At 59.0% G+C, this 15,779-nt stretch carries 12 protein-coding genes; 1 reads left to right on the forward strand and 11 read right to left on the reverse strand.

Going from position 1 to position 15,779, the window contains the following annotated elements; translation table 11 throughout:
* A partial coding sequence (locus CDO46_RS28815; RefSeq protein ID WP_140416839.1) for a transposase domain-containing protein occupies nt 1–92 on the forward strand: 92 nt, incomplete at its 5' end.
* Between the two features lie 9 nt (nt 93–101).
* Here the strand turns inward: CDO46_RS28815 and CDO46_RS12240 are convergent.
* From CDO46_RS12240 to CDO46_RS12285, 11 genes are all read right to left on the reverse strand, one after another.
* On the reverse strand, nt 102–500 hold the full coding sequence (locus CDO46_RS12240; protein WP_254914595.1) for a HipA N-terminal domain-containing protein: 399 nt from the start codon (nt 498–500) through the stop codon (nt 102–104).
* The gene (locus tag CDO46_RS12245; RefSeq protein ID WP_087838762.1) at nt 497–808 is read right to left on the reverse strand and encodes a helix-turn-helix domain-containing protein; all 312 of its coding nucleotides are present in this window, start codon (nt 806–808) and stop codon (nt 497–499) included. Before CDO46_RS12245 ends, CDO46_RS12240 begins: the two co-directional genes overlap by 4 nt.
* Before the next feature lie 216 nt (nt 809–1,024).
* Entirely contained in the window at nt 1,025–2,740 is a 1,716-nt protein-coding gene (locus CDO46_RS12250) for a DUF262 domain-containing protein (protein WP_087838763.1), read from the reverse strand.
* A gap of 13 nt (nt 2,741–2,753) precedes the next feature.
* A complete protein-coding gene (locus tag CDO46_RS12255) occupies nt 2,754–3,521 on the reverse strand; it encodes an HNH endonuclease (RefSeq protein ID WP_087839085.1) in 768 nt (255 codons plus the stop codon).
* Nucleotides 3,518–4,213: an RNA ligase family protein gene (locus tag CDO46_RS12260; RefSeq protein ID WP_087838764.1), complete on the reverse strand. Its 696-nt coding sequence runs from the start codon at nt 4,211–4,213 to the stop codon at nt 3,518–3,520. Before CDO46_RS12260 ends, CDO46_RS12255 begins: the two co-directional genes overlap by 4 nt.
* Before the next feature lie 14 nt (nt 4,214–4,227).
* Nucleotides 4,228–4,755, reverse strand: coding sequence for a hypothetical protein (locus tag CDO46_RS12265; RefSeq protein ID WP_087838765.1), 528 nt, complete (start codon nt 4,753–4,755; stop codon nt 4,228–4,230).
* On the reverse strand, nt 4,752–6,077 hold the full coding sequence (locus CDO46_RS12270) for a DUF3696 domain-containing protein (RefSeq protein ID WP_087838766.1): 1,326 nt from the start codon (nt 6,075–6,077) through the stop codon (nt 4,752–4,754). Before CDO46_RS12270 ends, CDO46_RS12265 begins: the two co-directional genes overlap by 4 nt.
* Nucleotides 6,078–6,092: 15 nt before the next feature.
* Nucleotides 6,093–7,514, reverse strand: a complete 1,422-nt coding sequence (locus CDO46_RS12275) for a hypothetical protein (RefSeq protein ID WP_087838767.1) — start codon at nt 7,512–7,514, stop codon at nt 6,093–6,095.
* A complete protein-coding gene (locus tag CDO46_RS28025) occupies nt 7,514–8,962 on the reverse strand; it encodes an SMEK domain-containing protein (protein WP_140416860.1) in 1,449 nt (482 codons plus the stop codon). The genes CDO46_RS12275 and CDO46_RS28025 overlap by 1 nt, the downstream gene beginning before the upstream one ends.
* On the reverse strand, nt 8,959–12,960 hold the full coding sequence (locus CDO46_RS12280) for an N-6 DNA methylase (RefSeq protein ID WP_087838768.1): 4,002 nt from the start codon (nt 12,958–12,960) through the stop codon (nt 8,959–8,961). The genes CDO46_RS28025 and CDO46_RS12280 overlap by 4 nt, the downstream gene beginning before the upstream one ends.
* Nucleotides 12,961–12,984: 24 nt before the next feature.
* The gene (locus tag CDO46_RS12285; RefSeq protein WP_087838769.1) at nt 12,985–15,774 is read right to left on the reverse strand and encodes a helicase-related protein; all 2,790 of its coding nucleotides are present in this window, start codon (nt 15,772–15,774) and stop codon (nt 12,985–12,987) included.
* Nucleotides 15,775–15,779 lie beyond the last annotated feature (5 nt).

Genomic DNA, 15,779 nt, shown 5'->3' on the forward strand with positions numbered 1-15,779 from the left:
CCTACTTGAAGGACGTGCTCACGCGGCTGACAACGCAGAGGAACAATCGGATCGCCGAACTGCTGCCACATCGGTGGACACCGGCCACCTGATTGCCGTCGTCAAGGCGTGATTACCGGCCGCTTACAGTCGGGCTCCTGGGCAGCGGCGTCGCTTGCCTGAACGAAGCGCAACGCGCCCATGGCGCGCTCACCAATGAAGGCCAGCCGGTCCAGCGGCCCGGGATGGCGCAAGCCGTGTTGACGGAACAAGCGATCCATCAGCAGCAAACCCCAGCCGTCCGGCAGACTGTCGGCGATCAGGCCCGGAAGGCGATGCAAATGGGTCGGAAAACTACCGTAGGCATCCGCACGCAGCTTGAGGTGCAAGGGCGACAGTTCCAAGCCCTGAGACAGAGCTTCGGGAGAATATTCGAAGAGCAGGGATTGACCGTCATCGGCTAAGCGTCCCAACGGCCAGTCTTCTCCCCAGCCGCAATAATGCACGGTAAGCAGCTTCATGATGTTCTCTTACGCGGCGCACGCTGGCGGCGGCTGACAAGGTCCACCTGCTCCATCTGGGCGATGGATTGCCGTTTGAGCACGAAGAGATCGTCCAGCGCCTCCAGCAAGCCAAGTGCCTGCGCAACGCGGACCAGCGTTTCCAGCGAGCACTGGCCGTCGCTTTCGAGTTTGCGCAACGCCCCCAGCGACAACCCGGCCATTTGCGCCAGTTCACGCTGCGTGAGCGATTGGGCAAGCCGCTGCTCGCGCAGACGAACACCCAGCGCGTGCAGAATCTCAGCGGAAGTCGAGAGATGAAAAGTCACTTTTATGACCCTTATCGCGAAAAAAATTGCGTAAGAACCATTTTAGTGGACTTTAATTATTCGTGAAAGCAGATGGCTGCGATAGCTGCCGCGAGCGATCATGCGGTGACCATCGTAACGCTACGATAACGTAGCGTTACGATGTTACGGTGCAGGCTCCTGTCCAGCCGCCGGCGCCTCCAGCAGTACTTGTGGCAACAAGGTGGCGCTGACAGTTCAAGCGACCGCATGGATGAAAGCATTCAGTGCCGCCGCGATGCGTTTACGGCGCTCTTGCAAGAACGCCTTGTAGTGATCCAGTGCCAGCAGTTCCTCCTCCACCGGGATGCACTGTGCTGCGAATGGTGCTGCACCGTGCTGTGCCACCAGCGGCAACAGGTAGGTCACAGGCGCTTTGTCGCTGATCGCACGATTGGTTTTGCCGCCGATGAAAGCCAGGTTGGCGATGTCGTCGGCCTCGCGAGGGGTGTAGCTGCCGCGCAGCAATGCCTTGGGGAAAATGTGATGAAACTGCAAGCGGTGCTGACTGCCCGAGTGGTCCAGAGCAATGGCAAGGTGGCTGCGCCAATCCTTGGCACCTGCCGCACGAAACGCCAGGAACATGGTCTTGAACAGCGCACTGCGCTGGTTGCGCCCCTCCAGCTCTTCCGGCGTGATCTCAAGGTGGCCGAACTGCAGACGCAGCCGGTCGATCAGTTCATTGACGCCGCCGCCATTGCGGATGATCGCCAAATCCTGATCCAGAATGGTCTCACTGGAACCCCGCGAGAAACGGCCTTTGGCATTGGCGGCCAAGGCCCAGTAGCGCAGTTGGCGGGCCTCATCGTTGCTCAGCGCATAGTTGCGGCTATGCCCGAAATACGCCAGCACCACCAGCAGGAAAGGCGACGACAACAGTGCCGGGCTATCGATGCCAAGATTGCTGCGCAGGAAGTTGAGCGCGAATTCCATGCCATCGCAGGCTTCTTTCCATGCCTTCTGCAGCTTCTCCACATTCAGGCTACCCACGATCTGGAAACGTGATTGACCGGTGGCAAACGCCATCAGATTCTTCAAGTGCAAACCGAGATCAAGGTCAAAGCCCGTCTTGGCGCATGCCTTCTGGAAATCCTGGAACGTCTGCAGCGAGTGCCGCCATTTGGCGGTGATCTGAGCCAGAGCCAAGTCCGAACTGCGCAGCTTGGCTCCCAGTGAATTGACCCGGACGAAGATTTCCGTGACTTCATCGTAGGAAAGCGTGCGTTCCAGCACGTCCATCCGATAAACGTACTTGCGGATGCCACGTAGCCGGGCCAGGCGCTGGCTGTACTTCTCGTACCGCGGATCATCAAAACCACTGATACCGGCACGTTTGAGGAACGGCGCATCGTTGTCGGTCTTGAACACTTCCGACACTTTCACCCAATGCGGCAACTGCTCCAGCTTCCTCGTGGCCACCACGAAAGTCATCTTGTTGAAGCGCTTGAGCAGTTCGTCCTCGGTCGAGTCCGTCTCATCGCCAATCAGTTCGCTATCGTCGTCGGCATCGTCCTCGTCGTCGCCGTTCTCTTCCACTTCGGTCACGACCGCCAACTGGTCGGGATGCTCCAAGTTGAACAGCAAGTCGATAGGCCGACGACGGCCGCGCACCGATACTGGCTCGCCGCGAATAACGGCAGAGAGCGATGTCAGACGCTGCTGACCATCCAGCAGAAGCCGCGTGCTCTGGTAAGGATTCGTGCTCTGGCTGACCGCGAAATCCTGCAGCGGCACAGCTTCATCCGTTTCCCAAAGCAGGATTGCGCCGGATGGGTAGCCGCGATACAGCGAATCCAGCAGATCACGCACTCGCGTGGAGCGCCACACATACTGGCGCTGCATCTCCGGCAAGCGCAGTTCGCCCCGCTCGATCATTGATACCAGTTCTTCAACGCTTGCTTCGGCCTTGGCCATGTTTTTCCTTCGATCAGGCACCGAGCAGGAAGCGCTCGCGGTGCCACTGCAAATAATGTCGGTGCTCGCTGGCCAGCCAGCGCAACCTCATTCCCGAATGAATGCCAAGCCCAGGCAGATCGCTTTGGGACAGGCGGGTGCTGGTCAGCAGATGCCCGGCATCGTCGAAGCTGATCAGAAAGCGATCGAACAGCGCATCGAGATTGGCCACCAGCAGAAAGCCGTTGAAGGCATCCAGCCGCTCGGCATCGTCGGCACACTCGGCCCAGGGTTTGGCATGGCTGGCACGCAGGGCTTCAGTCACCGCGACGCCAGTCACTGCGCACGCACCACCCCAGTAGTCCAGCAGTGCGTCGCGGTAACGCTCCTGCCCCAAGCGCTGGCGCACCAAACGCTCGACTTCCGTGCCCCGGGCTTCGGCAGACATCGTCTCAACAGCTTGCGCCACGGCCACGTGGTAGTCGCGCACTGCCTGATTCGGCAACGCCTGCGACAGGCTGGCCGCGCGGCGCAACAGGGCTGCCAGATCGGCCAGGGTGGGTACGCGAAATACGTCATCAGCTCCGGCCCAAAGCTGGAAGCTGCGCAACAACTCCGGCAGCAGCGCGGGCGTGGCAGGTTGAAAGCGCACCTCGAAGCCTCCGGCCAATGCTGTCACTGCCGCCTGGCTTCGATGACGAGCCGAAGCCAGTATGACCGCATCGCCAGCGGATGACAGCACGTGCTCGAAGCCGTTGTCGTGGCCGGCTTTTTCGATGATGGTGCGTTGCAGAGGATTCATGTCCGCGTCCAATCCACCCGGTTCCACTCGATGGCGCGCTTGCGCCAATGGGTGTCGATCGCTTGAGCGAAATCCGGGCGCACCAACTTGGCACGCGCCTCGCACCAGTCGGGCGATTCGCGCCGTACCACCACACCTTCCAGCGGCAGACCGGCGCGGTAGCGGCTGGGGGTTTCCATGACCAACTGCTTTAGCGCCGCCAGGTTGGTGCGGCCACTCGATACCCGCGGCACGGTGAACAATCCGGCTTCCGAGGCCAGCGCGTTGCGCCGGGAGGTGCTCCAAAAACGCCTCTTGCTGCGGTCATAGACATCGAACAACAGAAACCAGTCGGGCAACGTGTCGTAATCCAGTGAATGGCGTGCAGCGCACCATTCGCCAAACAGCATCAACTCAGGACGCAGCACGGCAAGCAAGCTGGATTCGTGTTGTGCCAGCCAGGCGGGTAAACGCGCAAACTGACCAACATAGGGCTTGCCCAGATACTGGCCACGATTCTGAGCAAGCACGGTGCCGTCGGGTGATAGAGACAGGCCGAGATTCGCACCGTCGAGCTTCTCCTCCACGACCACATCGCCGGACAACAGCGCCTGCGCTTCGGTGGGCGACAACACCTTGTCGTCGCGTGGCATGCCGTCTTTGGCCAGCCACGCGAGGTGCGGAGTGGTAGGGAAGCGGAAGAAGTCGGTCAATGCATGATCCTCATTCAACGAGCCTGCTTCTCAGCATGTTTCTGTCGTGACCAACTTTCAATGATGGGCTCCAACAAGACGTTGTTCGCCAGCAGATCAGTCTCCCAATCATGCCAATCGGTGTCCCCTGCAAAAGCAACACAGCCCTCGCCGTACTCCCTGTGTGAGTCCAACGCAGCGGCGACCATTTTCTTATCTGCGTCATCGTGGATGACAGCCAATAATGGCGGCTGCAATATCCCGTACCCATACTCGTCATAGGCGACATCAACGTTATCGACGGCTGCTGTGCTCCATTTGTGCATGACAACTTGGATACCAAAATCATTGAACCCCAGCTTATTGGTGTACTCGTTATAGATTTCACCCGCCAGATCCAGTACAAGCCGGGATTCGCTTTTCTGAAAAACGTCCAGCCACTGCCACACCTTTTGGCGCTCTGTCGGATCATCTGGCGTGGCATCAATATCCTTCGGGTGAGTTGGGTCAGCAGCACTGGCAGCAATCAAAACATTGGTATCCACGACATAACGCGCCCTCATGGCTGACTCCGCTTCTGGCGCTCGAACATCAAGCGTGCCTGTTCTCGGGTCTCACCCAGCGCATCCCCAAAGAAACCCTCAGGCCAGTTCTTCAATCGGCCGAAATCATCCATTTCCAGGGTTCTCAATCGCGCGGCCTTGCCATCACGTTCAACGAAATACATGGCGGCGTCAGCAACGGACACTTCTTCGCGGGCAATCAAGGTCTGCATGCGGCGGAACAAATGTTCTGAATGCGTCTCGACGATGAACTGAACGTTGCGCTCCTTGCTAACCTTGGCCAGCAATTCAGCCAGCTTGCTCTGTGCCAGAGGGTGTAGATGGCTTTCCGGCTCTTCGACGATCACGATATGGCCGGGCTGTGCGAACAGGGCGGCCACAATGACAGGAAGCACCTGCGACACTCCAACTCCAACGTCTTTGAGGTTACTGGCCTGGCCATCGGTTTCCACCAGCAACTCATGACGCGCTGAACTGCCAAGGGCTCGGATGGAAAGACCGTGCGCCAGATTCATCTCCTTCAGCCAATGAACCGTTTGCTCAAAGAGATAGGCTTCCGCTGGCAAGGCTTGACTACGCCTCTTGGCTTGCTGGCACGCCACACCGCTGGCAATCAACGCATCCACGGCTTTGGCGCCATCGTCGCCGATATGGGCAGGCATACGCCCTGCCCATACATAGTCACGCTGGGCCAAGCGGCGCACGGGGCCAAGGTAGATGATGCGGCCCAACTCGTCCAGCAACGCCGGACCAACCGGCCGAATCACCTCCCCCTGCACACCCAGTTTGTTGAGCGTAGAGGGTGAAAATGCAAACGAACGCTGCGGCCGAAAATCCGCGCTTTGCCCCAAAGGTTTGATTTGATTGCCCAGCGTGAGGCGATAAATCCCGGGTTTCCGGCGTTGGACGCTGAAGCCTTGACCGTCTTTGCCCAAACGCAGGAACTCCAGTTCAGCGCTGCCGGACTGGCCTTTACGGTAGCGTGCCGAGAAAATCGTCGATTCAGCGGCATTTCCTGCTTCGCTCCAGCGAAACTCGATACCTACTTGATTGGACGCCGTGCTTTCTGTTGCTGCACCATGGCGACACAACACATCCTTGAACTGGCCGAGTGTGACGGAGTCGCTGGTATCGGGGTTACCTAGATTGAGATCTAGATTCGGATCATCGCCTTTGACGGTCTGACGGATGAGCAGCAGGCTTTGGATCAGACTGGACTTACCCGATGAATTGGCACCCAGCAGCAGAGTGATAGGGGCGAGTCGCACAGGCCCCGTGGTGCGCCAGATCTTGAAGTTCTCCAGTTTGAGATGAGTAAGCATGTTCTGTCCCGCAGATTACATGTAGTAGCCATAGCGAATTTGTGGTCGATCATGTTCATCCAAATACTTCATGATCTCCCCCACTTTTCTGGCGCAACTAAGCGTGATGGGGTACTTTCCATCAAGCTGGGTGTTGTTCCAGTTCATTTTTGTCAAACCTAAAATTTCTCTCGCCAGAAAAGCAGGACTTTGTTCTGACTTCACAACCCGAAGCTCAAGCGGCTGGGGAATGTACATTCCGGGATAGGTTTTGTAGTACCAAATGGAGCCCCGGGTGTAGAGCAACTGACGTTGCTCGTCCAGCACAAGGGATGTACCGCGATAAGGTGGATATCCGCCACTTCGGAAAAGACGGAGGCGTGAGTCCATGACGGTCACGAAGTCAACGGTGTCTATACGCAGATCAGAAGCTGCGGCCATAAATCCAGACATTTCAGGCTCAGAGAAATTGGATGTTTTATGCACCACCACTCGCCCCGGATATGTTCGCATTGCGTTGCGGTATTCTTCCAAGGCTGTCTTGAAAAGCGCGTAGGATTGTTCCCCTGATAATCGTGGAACGCGATCATCCTTTTCCATGTGAACCGGAGTGCCGCGCAGAATGAGGCCATTACCCAATTCATCGAAAACTTGAGCCAGGCTGGTATTAAGGGTTTTTTTGTCCTTGCTGCGATAAAAGGCAATACCCAGCGCACATGAGAGTGTGTTTCCTTCCGCTTTCTCCAATCGCCAAGGATTGGTTGCCCCTGCTTTGTAGTACAGGGCAGTCGCCAGATTCCAAGCTTTGGTTGCGTCATCTTGCTGACCTTTACCACCGGAAGTTAACGAGTCTGCCCGCAATAATTGAAGCGGCTTCCCCAAGTGCATGGCTTTTGCTTTCAACGCCCGTCGGAAATTGAGTTCAGATTGAACCTCGACGCTCTCCTCCAATTTTTCTTCGCCCTCAACCGGGGATTCCTTGCTGACGGCATCGAATATAGATTTCGATAGCACGCAAACAATCACGTCAACAGGTCGGTTTTGTGCGAGAAATTTTATTTCCTCATAGTAGAGATTGATGGCCTCTTCTATGCGCTGCGAGCGATTTTCTATTTTGGTAATTTTTTCAATATCCGACTGCCTGAGCTGTCGCCCCAAGTCTTGGTTGAATGCCAGTTCGGCATGAAATCCCGTTTCTTCGTTGAACCCGCAAAAATTCGGGAAAAGATTGCCTTGGTGATCCTTCCCGGCTCCTTGGATGGGAGTTTTCATCCTATCAAGCAAACTTGACAGGTCTTCAAGGTCTTTGTTCGTTCCTATGGCTCCAAGCAGGATACGAGTACGGCGAGTGAGTGAATTTTTGTCATACACCCCATAGGCCGCTATTCCGCGCCGTGGGCAGATGTGAGTACCGTTAAAAAATTCGAGCCTTGGCTCATTGACGTGTACTAATTTCATCAGTCAAAAAACCTCAGTCGTTGTTCGGCTTCATCATCAGATGGCTCAGGCAGGGCTGCCCATTTGGATTCATCCAGTGATGGCGCTCCTTCAAAGCTGAGAATCTGCCCGAAAGACAGGAATGAGTCCTTTACGCTTTTTTCGGAAAACAGGTCTTCTTCATCAATTGAGCGTAGCCATGCAGCAATAAATCTGAAATGGTTTACGACTTGCTGATTATTTTCCTGACGCTTGATCCAGCTCAAATTGTCGTGGCTGTAGCCGGATTTCTTGAAATCAGTGCCATAGCTGAAAAACCAGCTCGGTGTAATAGACATCAGCCAGTTTTCGTCAAAGTGGAGAAAATCTACTGAAAATGACAGATGTTTCTGCATGTAGATTTTGGAGGGGTCTTTTTTGTTGAGCTTTATGCTAAACACCGAGCGCTTGGACTTTTTTTCTCCTTGCCATGATTCTTCTCGCTGATTCTCTCCATTTTTGTAAGGTAAGAATACAAACGCCTTGTCATCATTTTCCCAGCGCACACGCTCTTGAAAAAGACGTTGTTGTAGTGAGAAGCGCAATAAGGATTTGAATACACGCTCGTGATCTTCGTCGATTGTCCAGAAATCCTTGCTTCGATGAGCTTCCGCCGTGCCGGGTTCAATCAGGTGGCGATAGGGATTATTTGAATCGGTTAAGTCAAAAAATGTAACCAGCGCTTTGCTGTGAACAACATAGGAAGAAGGAGAGCGAAGTTCATTTTCTTGATTGAACTCCCGAATCGTTTTTCTCCATAATCCCGGCTTTCTTTTTCCATGCCTATCCACAAGGTCGATGTTTAACTGCGCTACATACAGGGTGGCAGGAAAGTAAATATCCACCAAATTGGTGGTTAATGATTCCGGGGGCAGCAATGGCGGATCAATATCTTCGTCCGCCAAGCCAATTGGGATGCCGCGCATGTACGCATTCAAATGATTGAGGGCAGCTTGCAGTCTTTGGGGCGAGGCATCGGCTGCTTTGGAGCACAACTCCTGATAGTCCCAGATGTCGTTTTTTGGATTGAACTTGAGTTGATCGCCAGCCGCCGTATCAATGGCGACCTGCGAGTAACTCCCTTGCTTGGTTGTGAGGATATAGACAATCAGGCGGTCATAACGCTGATGCAGATTGTGGCTGACAAATTTTTCGATGGTGTGCTTGATTTTGGCAATGTCAGCGGTCGCCGTTACCTGCACAGCAATACGAGCGTTATCGTCAGCCAAGTCAATGCCAGGGAAATTAGCCTGATCAGAGTTCAGGTTGCGCAGATCGTGCCAATCGCAAAGCTCTCGCAAAAGGCCACAGATAACGCCCTCTGCCACTTTATGCGTGTCATAAAGCCCCATGGCACTGCCTGCTTCAACTTGCGAACGAAGCTGTGCAATCTGCGTTCTGAATTCGTTCAGCAAATCGAGATGTTTCATTGCAGCCCCCCTTGCTCCAATTTATCCCACGCCTCCAGCACCAGCCTTTGCGTGCGGTATTCGCCGAACTCCTTCAGTTCCCTGTTCTTGAGCACACGGAAGGTTTCGCTGGGGTAGTCCTCGCCCATGATGTCGGCGGGGTCGAGGATGTAGCGCAGTTCGTCGCGGGTGAGGCCGTAGAGTTTGGCGTAGTAGGCGTCGAGTTCGGCGCGCAGGGTGGCGCGGCGGTCGGGGTCGAAGGGAAAGGGTTCGCCGTCGTAGCCCAGATCCTGTGCCCAGCCGGAGAGGTCGTGGGCGGTGTAGGTCAGTTCCAATACACGCGGGACGATGAAGGCGAGGTCGGCTTCGGTGTAGCCAGTGGGAGCGAGTACAGGGAGCTGTTTAAAGTAGTAGAAACTAAAATTAACTCCCCCCACTTTCTGTCTTGCGACAAAGTCAAATGCAAGGCTTCCTAAGCTACCAAGGAGCGCAGCAGAGTGTTCGACTGAAATTGCCTCATTTACAAGCCACAGGAAAACACTGTCTCCTTGGGCACTTAAGGGCATCACTGTTGCAATAGTTGTACGTTCATCCGTAGCTCTCGCATTGCGCCGCCAGCCCATCAACCAATCCCGCTCCCATTGCCAGATCACGCGGCCATCGCGGTCGCGTTTGCATAGACGTTCTTCCACTTCGGCGCGACTGACCCAATAGCGCGGGGTGACGGTGAAATCCGGGTCGGCCTTTTCGGCCTGCGTGACATCGCGGCTGTTGCCGTCCGCCGTGTAGGTGGCCCATCGGTGGTCGAATTGGTGGATAAGCTTGGCTTCGTACAGTGGCAGGTGGTCGGCGGCTGGCTCGTCCTTGAACAGATGGCTGTCGCTCGACATGTTGTGCGTGCCTTGCAAGAAACGAATGCCCCACGGGTTGCCATCTGGCCGGTTTTCGTCAATCAGCACCGGCGCGGCACGGTAGAGCTTTTTGGTCAGTTCCGCATCGCGCTCGCTGCGAAAAACCGGGCAGGTGAGCGTGTTGGGGTTGATGAGGCGGAATTCGTCGGGTGTGAGGGTGAAGCGGCGGCGCGGGTCGGCCAGTTGGCTGACCTGGGTGGCAAAGCAGACGAACTCGGCCCGTTCCGCCGCGCCCAGGGTGAGCAGGCAAAACTTGTAGCTGCGGTGTACGGACGGAAACACCGCTTCGCGGTTTTCGATGTCGTACAGGCTGACCAGCCGCCGGTTCTGGGTGATGTGGCCGAAGTACGCCTTGGTGCTGTCGTCGGTAGCAATGCCGGTCGGCACGATGAAGCCGGCGCGGCCACTGTCGGCATGGATTTGCAGGATGGTTTCGGCAAACAGCGCGTAGGTGTTAACGCGCCCTACGCCAGTCAGTGGGTAGCGGCCTCCGTCTTCCTTGTCGGCGTGTGCAAAGGTACTGGCAGCCTCAAACGTGCGTCTGGCAGTGATGAACTCTTGGTATAGGCGCTTTTCGGCTTCGTCCTCGCGGGTTTCGTGCACCTGTTCGGGATAGAGATGGCGGGCCAACATGCCTTCGCTGAGCCACTGGATACGTTGTGTGCGCTCGGATTTGTTCTTGGCTTCTGCAACCAGCGGATTCCGGGTGGCGAAAAATTCTTCCTCTTTTAGCTCCACATGCTCCCACGGCGGGTTGCCCAGCACGCAGTCGAAGCCGCCTTGCGCAAACACCTGCGGGAAGGCCAGCGGCCAGTGGAACGCGCGGGCCTGTTCGCAGGCCGTGCGTGCAGTGGCGATGGGGGCGGCATGCTCGGTCTGGGCGCGTTCCGGTGCGGTCAGTAGCGCATGCAGGGTGATGCTGGTGGGTACGGCGTCGGCCGTGTCCTCCGTCTTGGGCAACAGGTAGGCACCCACCAGCGCATCGGCGGCGTGGGCCAGCGGGCTGTGGGCGGAGTCCTCCAGAAAGTGGCGCCAGGCTTGTTCCTTGGCGGCGACCTGTTCGGGCGTGTCGGCGGGCAGGGTTTCGATGGCGTGCAGGGCTTCCAGGCCGCTGCGGTTGTCCACGCCCAGCAGCATCTGCTTGCCTTGCAGGTCTTTGGCGATCTGCTTGAGGCCTGCGGCGTTGGCTTTGGCCAGTTCCTTGCACACGTCCTTGTCGTCGCCGCTGAGAGGTTTGAAGGCGTCCTTGGGGATGCCTTTTTCCAGCACGTTCAGGTCGGTCAGGCCCAGCAGCGCGTCGCCCACTTGCAGGTGGTGGTCGAGAAAGCCCAGCGGGCGGCCTTCCTCGTAGCCTTCCAGCCACAAGGCCATACGGGCCAGTTCGATGGCCATGGGGTTGCGGTCCACGCCATAGATGCAGCGGGCCACCACTTCGCGCAGGGCGTGGCGGTAGTCCTGCGGCTGGATGGCGCCTTCCTGCCCACCTTCGAGGCTGCGCAGCTGGGCCAGCTTTTCCGCCAGACGGCGGGCGGCAGCGAGCAGAAAGTGGCCGCTGCCGCAGGCGGGGTCGATGACGCGGATGGCCAGCAGTGCCTCGGTGGGGTTGGCCGACTGCTCGGCCAGGCGCTGTTCGATGACGGGATCGAGTGCGCTCTTGATCAGCTCCTGCACCAGGCTGTCGGGGGTGTAGTAGCTGCCGGTGAGCTTGCGGGCGTTGCCGGCGGTGCTGCCTTCCTCGGTGCGGCCAACGAAGCCAAACGTGCGCGCTGGCAGGTCGATGGCGGGCACCAGTTCCAGCAGGCTTTCATAGACGCTGCCCAGTTCCTCCGGCCCCATGTTGCGGTAGTCCACTGGCACCAGGCTTTGCGCGCCAGCCGGCTTGGCCCAGCGTAGGTCTTGCAGTGCGGCGAGCAGGTGGGCGTTGTCCACGCTGGCGACATCCAGATCGGGGCATTGCTCCGGTGCGAACAGGCCGCCCAGCGCGGGCAGCGCCAGGCGCGGCTCGCCTTGCGCCAGGCCGCGAAAGACGATACGAATGGCCTGCCATTGGTCGTCGTGCCGGGTGCGGGCGCGGCGCTTGAGGCACAGCTCGCGCAGGCGGGCCAGGGCGTAGCCTTCGGCATAGGCGCGGCGAGCAGCCAGCGCCTCGGCGCTGTCATCCTGCGGGTGCAGTACGCCTCGCTCTTCCACTGTGAAAACGAAGATGAGCCGGTAGATTAGGCGCAGCAGTTGTTCGAAATATTTAGCCTTGGGGAGCGTGCCGTCGTTCAGAGCGGTGCGCAGGGCTTGGTTGGCGGGGTGTTGCAGGAAGCCTTGGCCGAGTGTCAGCAGAGCTTGTTCGACACCATTGCGCAGGCCGTCGCGCACGCGGGTGCCTTCCTGCTGGCCATCGTTGCGCCATTGTTCCCAGATGCACACCGTAGCGCCCTGGCCGAGGCGGGATGCGCGGCTGGCGTGCAGCAGGCGCCAGACGTTGGCGAATTCGGCATAACGCTGGCCACCAAGCAGGTCGGCCAGATCCACTTCGAGAAAGCTGGGACGGGTGAGCGAGGCAGCGTCGCGCAGCAGACGCAGTTGCTTGCCGTTGCTGACGATGCCCCATTGCAGCGCTTCGCTGGCGTTGAGCAGTTCCTGCATCGCCTGGAACGGGGCTTTCTTGCGGTTGCCGCCGCCCTGCACGGCAAACCGCGCGTCGGCCTCGTCCAGTCCCAGAGAGTGTGGTGCCACCAGGACGGGCAAGGTGCCTGCCATGAGGCTGACCGGGTAGCGCAGTTCACCTACTGGCTGAGCCAGAGCGGTTTGCAAGGTGGCGTAGCCGAAGGCGTCGCGCAGCAGTTCGTGGATGAAGGCGGTGGTGAGTTGCGTGGCATCGACGTCGGCGCGTTCCATCTGCGCGGCGAAGTGCTGCCATTGGGCGCAGGCGATCTGGAAAGCGCGGCTGTATTCGTCCTTGAGCTTGACGCCCTTGGGGGTGCCGTAGTCGGCCTCTAGCTGTGCGTTGGCGCGGCCCTGTGCGGCTTTTTCCAGTTGGTCGGGCAGGAACAGGCCGCCTTCGAGCTTGACGGTAGGCAGGTTCAGCGCGGCCTGGGTCTTGCGGATGCGTTTCATGGTTGTTCTTCTCCAGGCCGAGGCTTACAGCGAGTCAGGCAGCAGCACGTACACGCCCATCACATCGACCGGCAGGCAGGGGCTGACGCTGTACTGGCCGACGTCACGGGTGGCTTCGCGCACGCGCTGGTGGTCGGCCAGCAGGGCATCGGCTCGCTCTTGGGCTACCGCTTGCAGTTGCTGCGGGTGCGCGGCGAGGAAGTCGAGCGCGGTGCGGATTTCGCGCTGTGCCGCCTCCGGCGGCAGGTTGCCGCTGGGCGTGCATTCGAGCAGGCGACTCACGCCATCGTCGGCCAGCCATTGGGGAGCGTTGCGGCCCTGCACAGCCAGAGCAACGGTTTCCTCCGCCATCATCTGGAAGGGTTCGCGGCGGCGCACGTAGCTGAGCTGGTGGCGCAGACGCAGAAGATAGAGGGTGGTGACGACCTCCACGTCATTGGTAAGAGTGGCAGCACAACGGGCGGCCAGCGGACGTTCGCCTCCAAGTGCGTCTTCCAGCAGGTGCTGAGCCAGCAGGCCAACCAGCGGGTGACTGCGATGCAGTTCGCTGAAGTCGATGAGCTGGGGTTTGTCGATGCCCTCGTCGGCCAAGCGCTGGCGCAGGGCTTCTGGGAGGTGCTGCGGCAAGAAGCGTGCAGTCTGCTTGCGACCGATTTCCAGCGGTGACCCTAATCGCACGCAAGCGCTTTGCAGAAAGCGCGACACGTCAGCCTGGGTGCCCAAGGCCTGCTGCTGTTTGTGCCATTCGGGCAGCACCTCGTCTGGCTTGATGCGGCGCTGGGCGAACACAGTGCGATTGGCCTTGGCTTTTTCCAGCGCGTCGTGCCATTGGGCTTGCAGAGGAGCGAGCAATTGCTCTGGCTCACCGAAGTCGAATGCGACCTGCGGCGACGCGGCGCGACTGTCGCTGCGTTTCATCAATGCCGCCTTGACCAGGGCCTGATTGATGCGGGCTTCGTCCTCGGGCAGTGGAACCAGCACGCCGAGTTCCTTCTGGATGGCCTCGCCCTTCTTGAGGATAACGTTGAGCACGAAGCCATCCACCGGGTTGTCTTGCCCGTAAAGCATGGTGCAACGCACTTCATCGGCCTGCTGACCGAAACGATCGACGCGGCCTTCGCGCTGTTCGTGGCGAGTGGGGTTCCAGGCCAGGTCGTAGTGGACGACAGCGGTGAACAGGTGCTGCAGGTTGATGCCTTCGGAGAGGCAGTCGGTGGCGACCAGGATGCGCTGGTCGGCATCGATCATGTCCTCCACCCTCTCGCGGCGTTCTTCGGGCGTGAGCTCGCCGGTCACGGCCTCGATGGTGGCCTTGGGGAAGGCGGCCTTGAGGTGTTCGGCCACGTAATGAGCGGTGGCGATGTAGCGACAGAACACCACCGGGTGGTAGCCATCCTTCACAAGAAGGTCAATATGCCGGATGAGCGCAGCCAGCTTTGGATCACCGGCCTTGCCGGAAAGACGTTGCGCGTCGGCGATCAGGGCTTGCAGGCGCGGCGCAGCGTCCTGCACCTGGGCAGGCGGCTCCAGATCACTGCCGGAGAGGTCATCGGCCTCGCCATCGTGCAGGCGCTCATCGCCGAGAAGCGCCTCATCCGGCACAGTGCCTTCCAGCCGTGTGGTCAACGCCTTGACGGCGGCTGCGGGCGACGATGCCACGCAGCGCAACAATGCCAGGGTGGCGTACCAGATGAGGCGCGCGCCGCCTTGCTGTTCTTGCTGCTCAACGGTTTCAGCCAGTTCGCGGCAGTAATCCTGCACGGCGTCGAAGAACGCGCCCCATTCGCCGCTGAGCTGGTAGGTAAGCTCGGTTTTCATGCGGCGGGGAAAACCTCGTCCGTCATGGGTCTCGGCCTGCCATTCAACGATGTCCTTGCGACGGCGCTGGACGAAGTGGCGGGCCAGTTCCTGACGCAGCGGGTCGGAGGCTGTCATGCGGCCTTGTAATGCGGCAAAACGTGGATCGAGCAGCGACAGCAAGTTGTAGAAGGCGGTTTCGTCACCAGAGTGAGGGGTGGCGGTCAGCAGAATCAGGTGTCGCTGCGCGTCACGGGCAAGGCGTTGCAGCAACTCGAAGCGCAATTGCTTGCCTGCGCCGCTGCTGGCGCAGGTGTGGGCCTCGTCAACGATGATGCATTCGGGGGCGGTAGCGAGAAACTGTTCGCGGTGGCGTTCGCTCTTGATGTAGTCCAGGCTGACGACCACCACGGGATGATGGTCGAACAGGCGCACTCCATGCGGAAGATCACGTTCGATGCGGGAGGCCGAAGACGAAGTCAACGCCACGGCCTGAAGGTTGAAGCGGGTTTCCAACTCACTTTGCCACTGCTCGACAAGGTGCGGCGGGCAGAGGATGGCCAGGCGGGCGATTTCGCCACGGTCCATCAGCTCGCGTGCGATCAGGCCGGCTTCGATGGTCTTGCCGATGCCCACGTCATCAGCGATCAGCAGGCGTACAGTGGACAGACGCAGTGCCATCAGCAACGGCACAAGCTGGTAGCCGCGAGGCTCCACCGCGATATTGCCAAAGGAGCGGAACGGGCCGGCGCCGGCGCGCAGGGTCAGGCGCAAGGCATCGCGTAGCAACAGCGCGGCGGCATGGTTGCCGGCGCGTGCAGGATCGGGCCAGTCGAAGGTGGCAGGTTCGACGGGATGCAGCTCCAACTCTGGGATCAGGGCGATGCTTTCGTCATCGGCGCCGCTCAATGGACGCAGGCGCAGCCAGTCGCGGCGGGAGTCGCTTTGCACCACCCATTCGCGGCCTCGGGCGCGCACCAGATTGCCGGGCAGAAAGTCGTGTTCGAGGATCGTCATACGCC

Source organism: Pigmentiphaga sp. NML030171 (assembly GCF_002188635.1).
GTDB classification, from domain to species: Bacteria; Pseudomonadota; Gammaproteobacteria; order Burkholderiales; family Burkholderiaceae_B; genus Pigmentiphaga; species Pigmentiphaga daeguensis.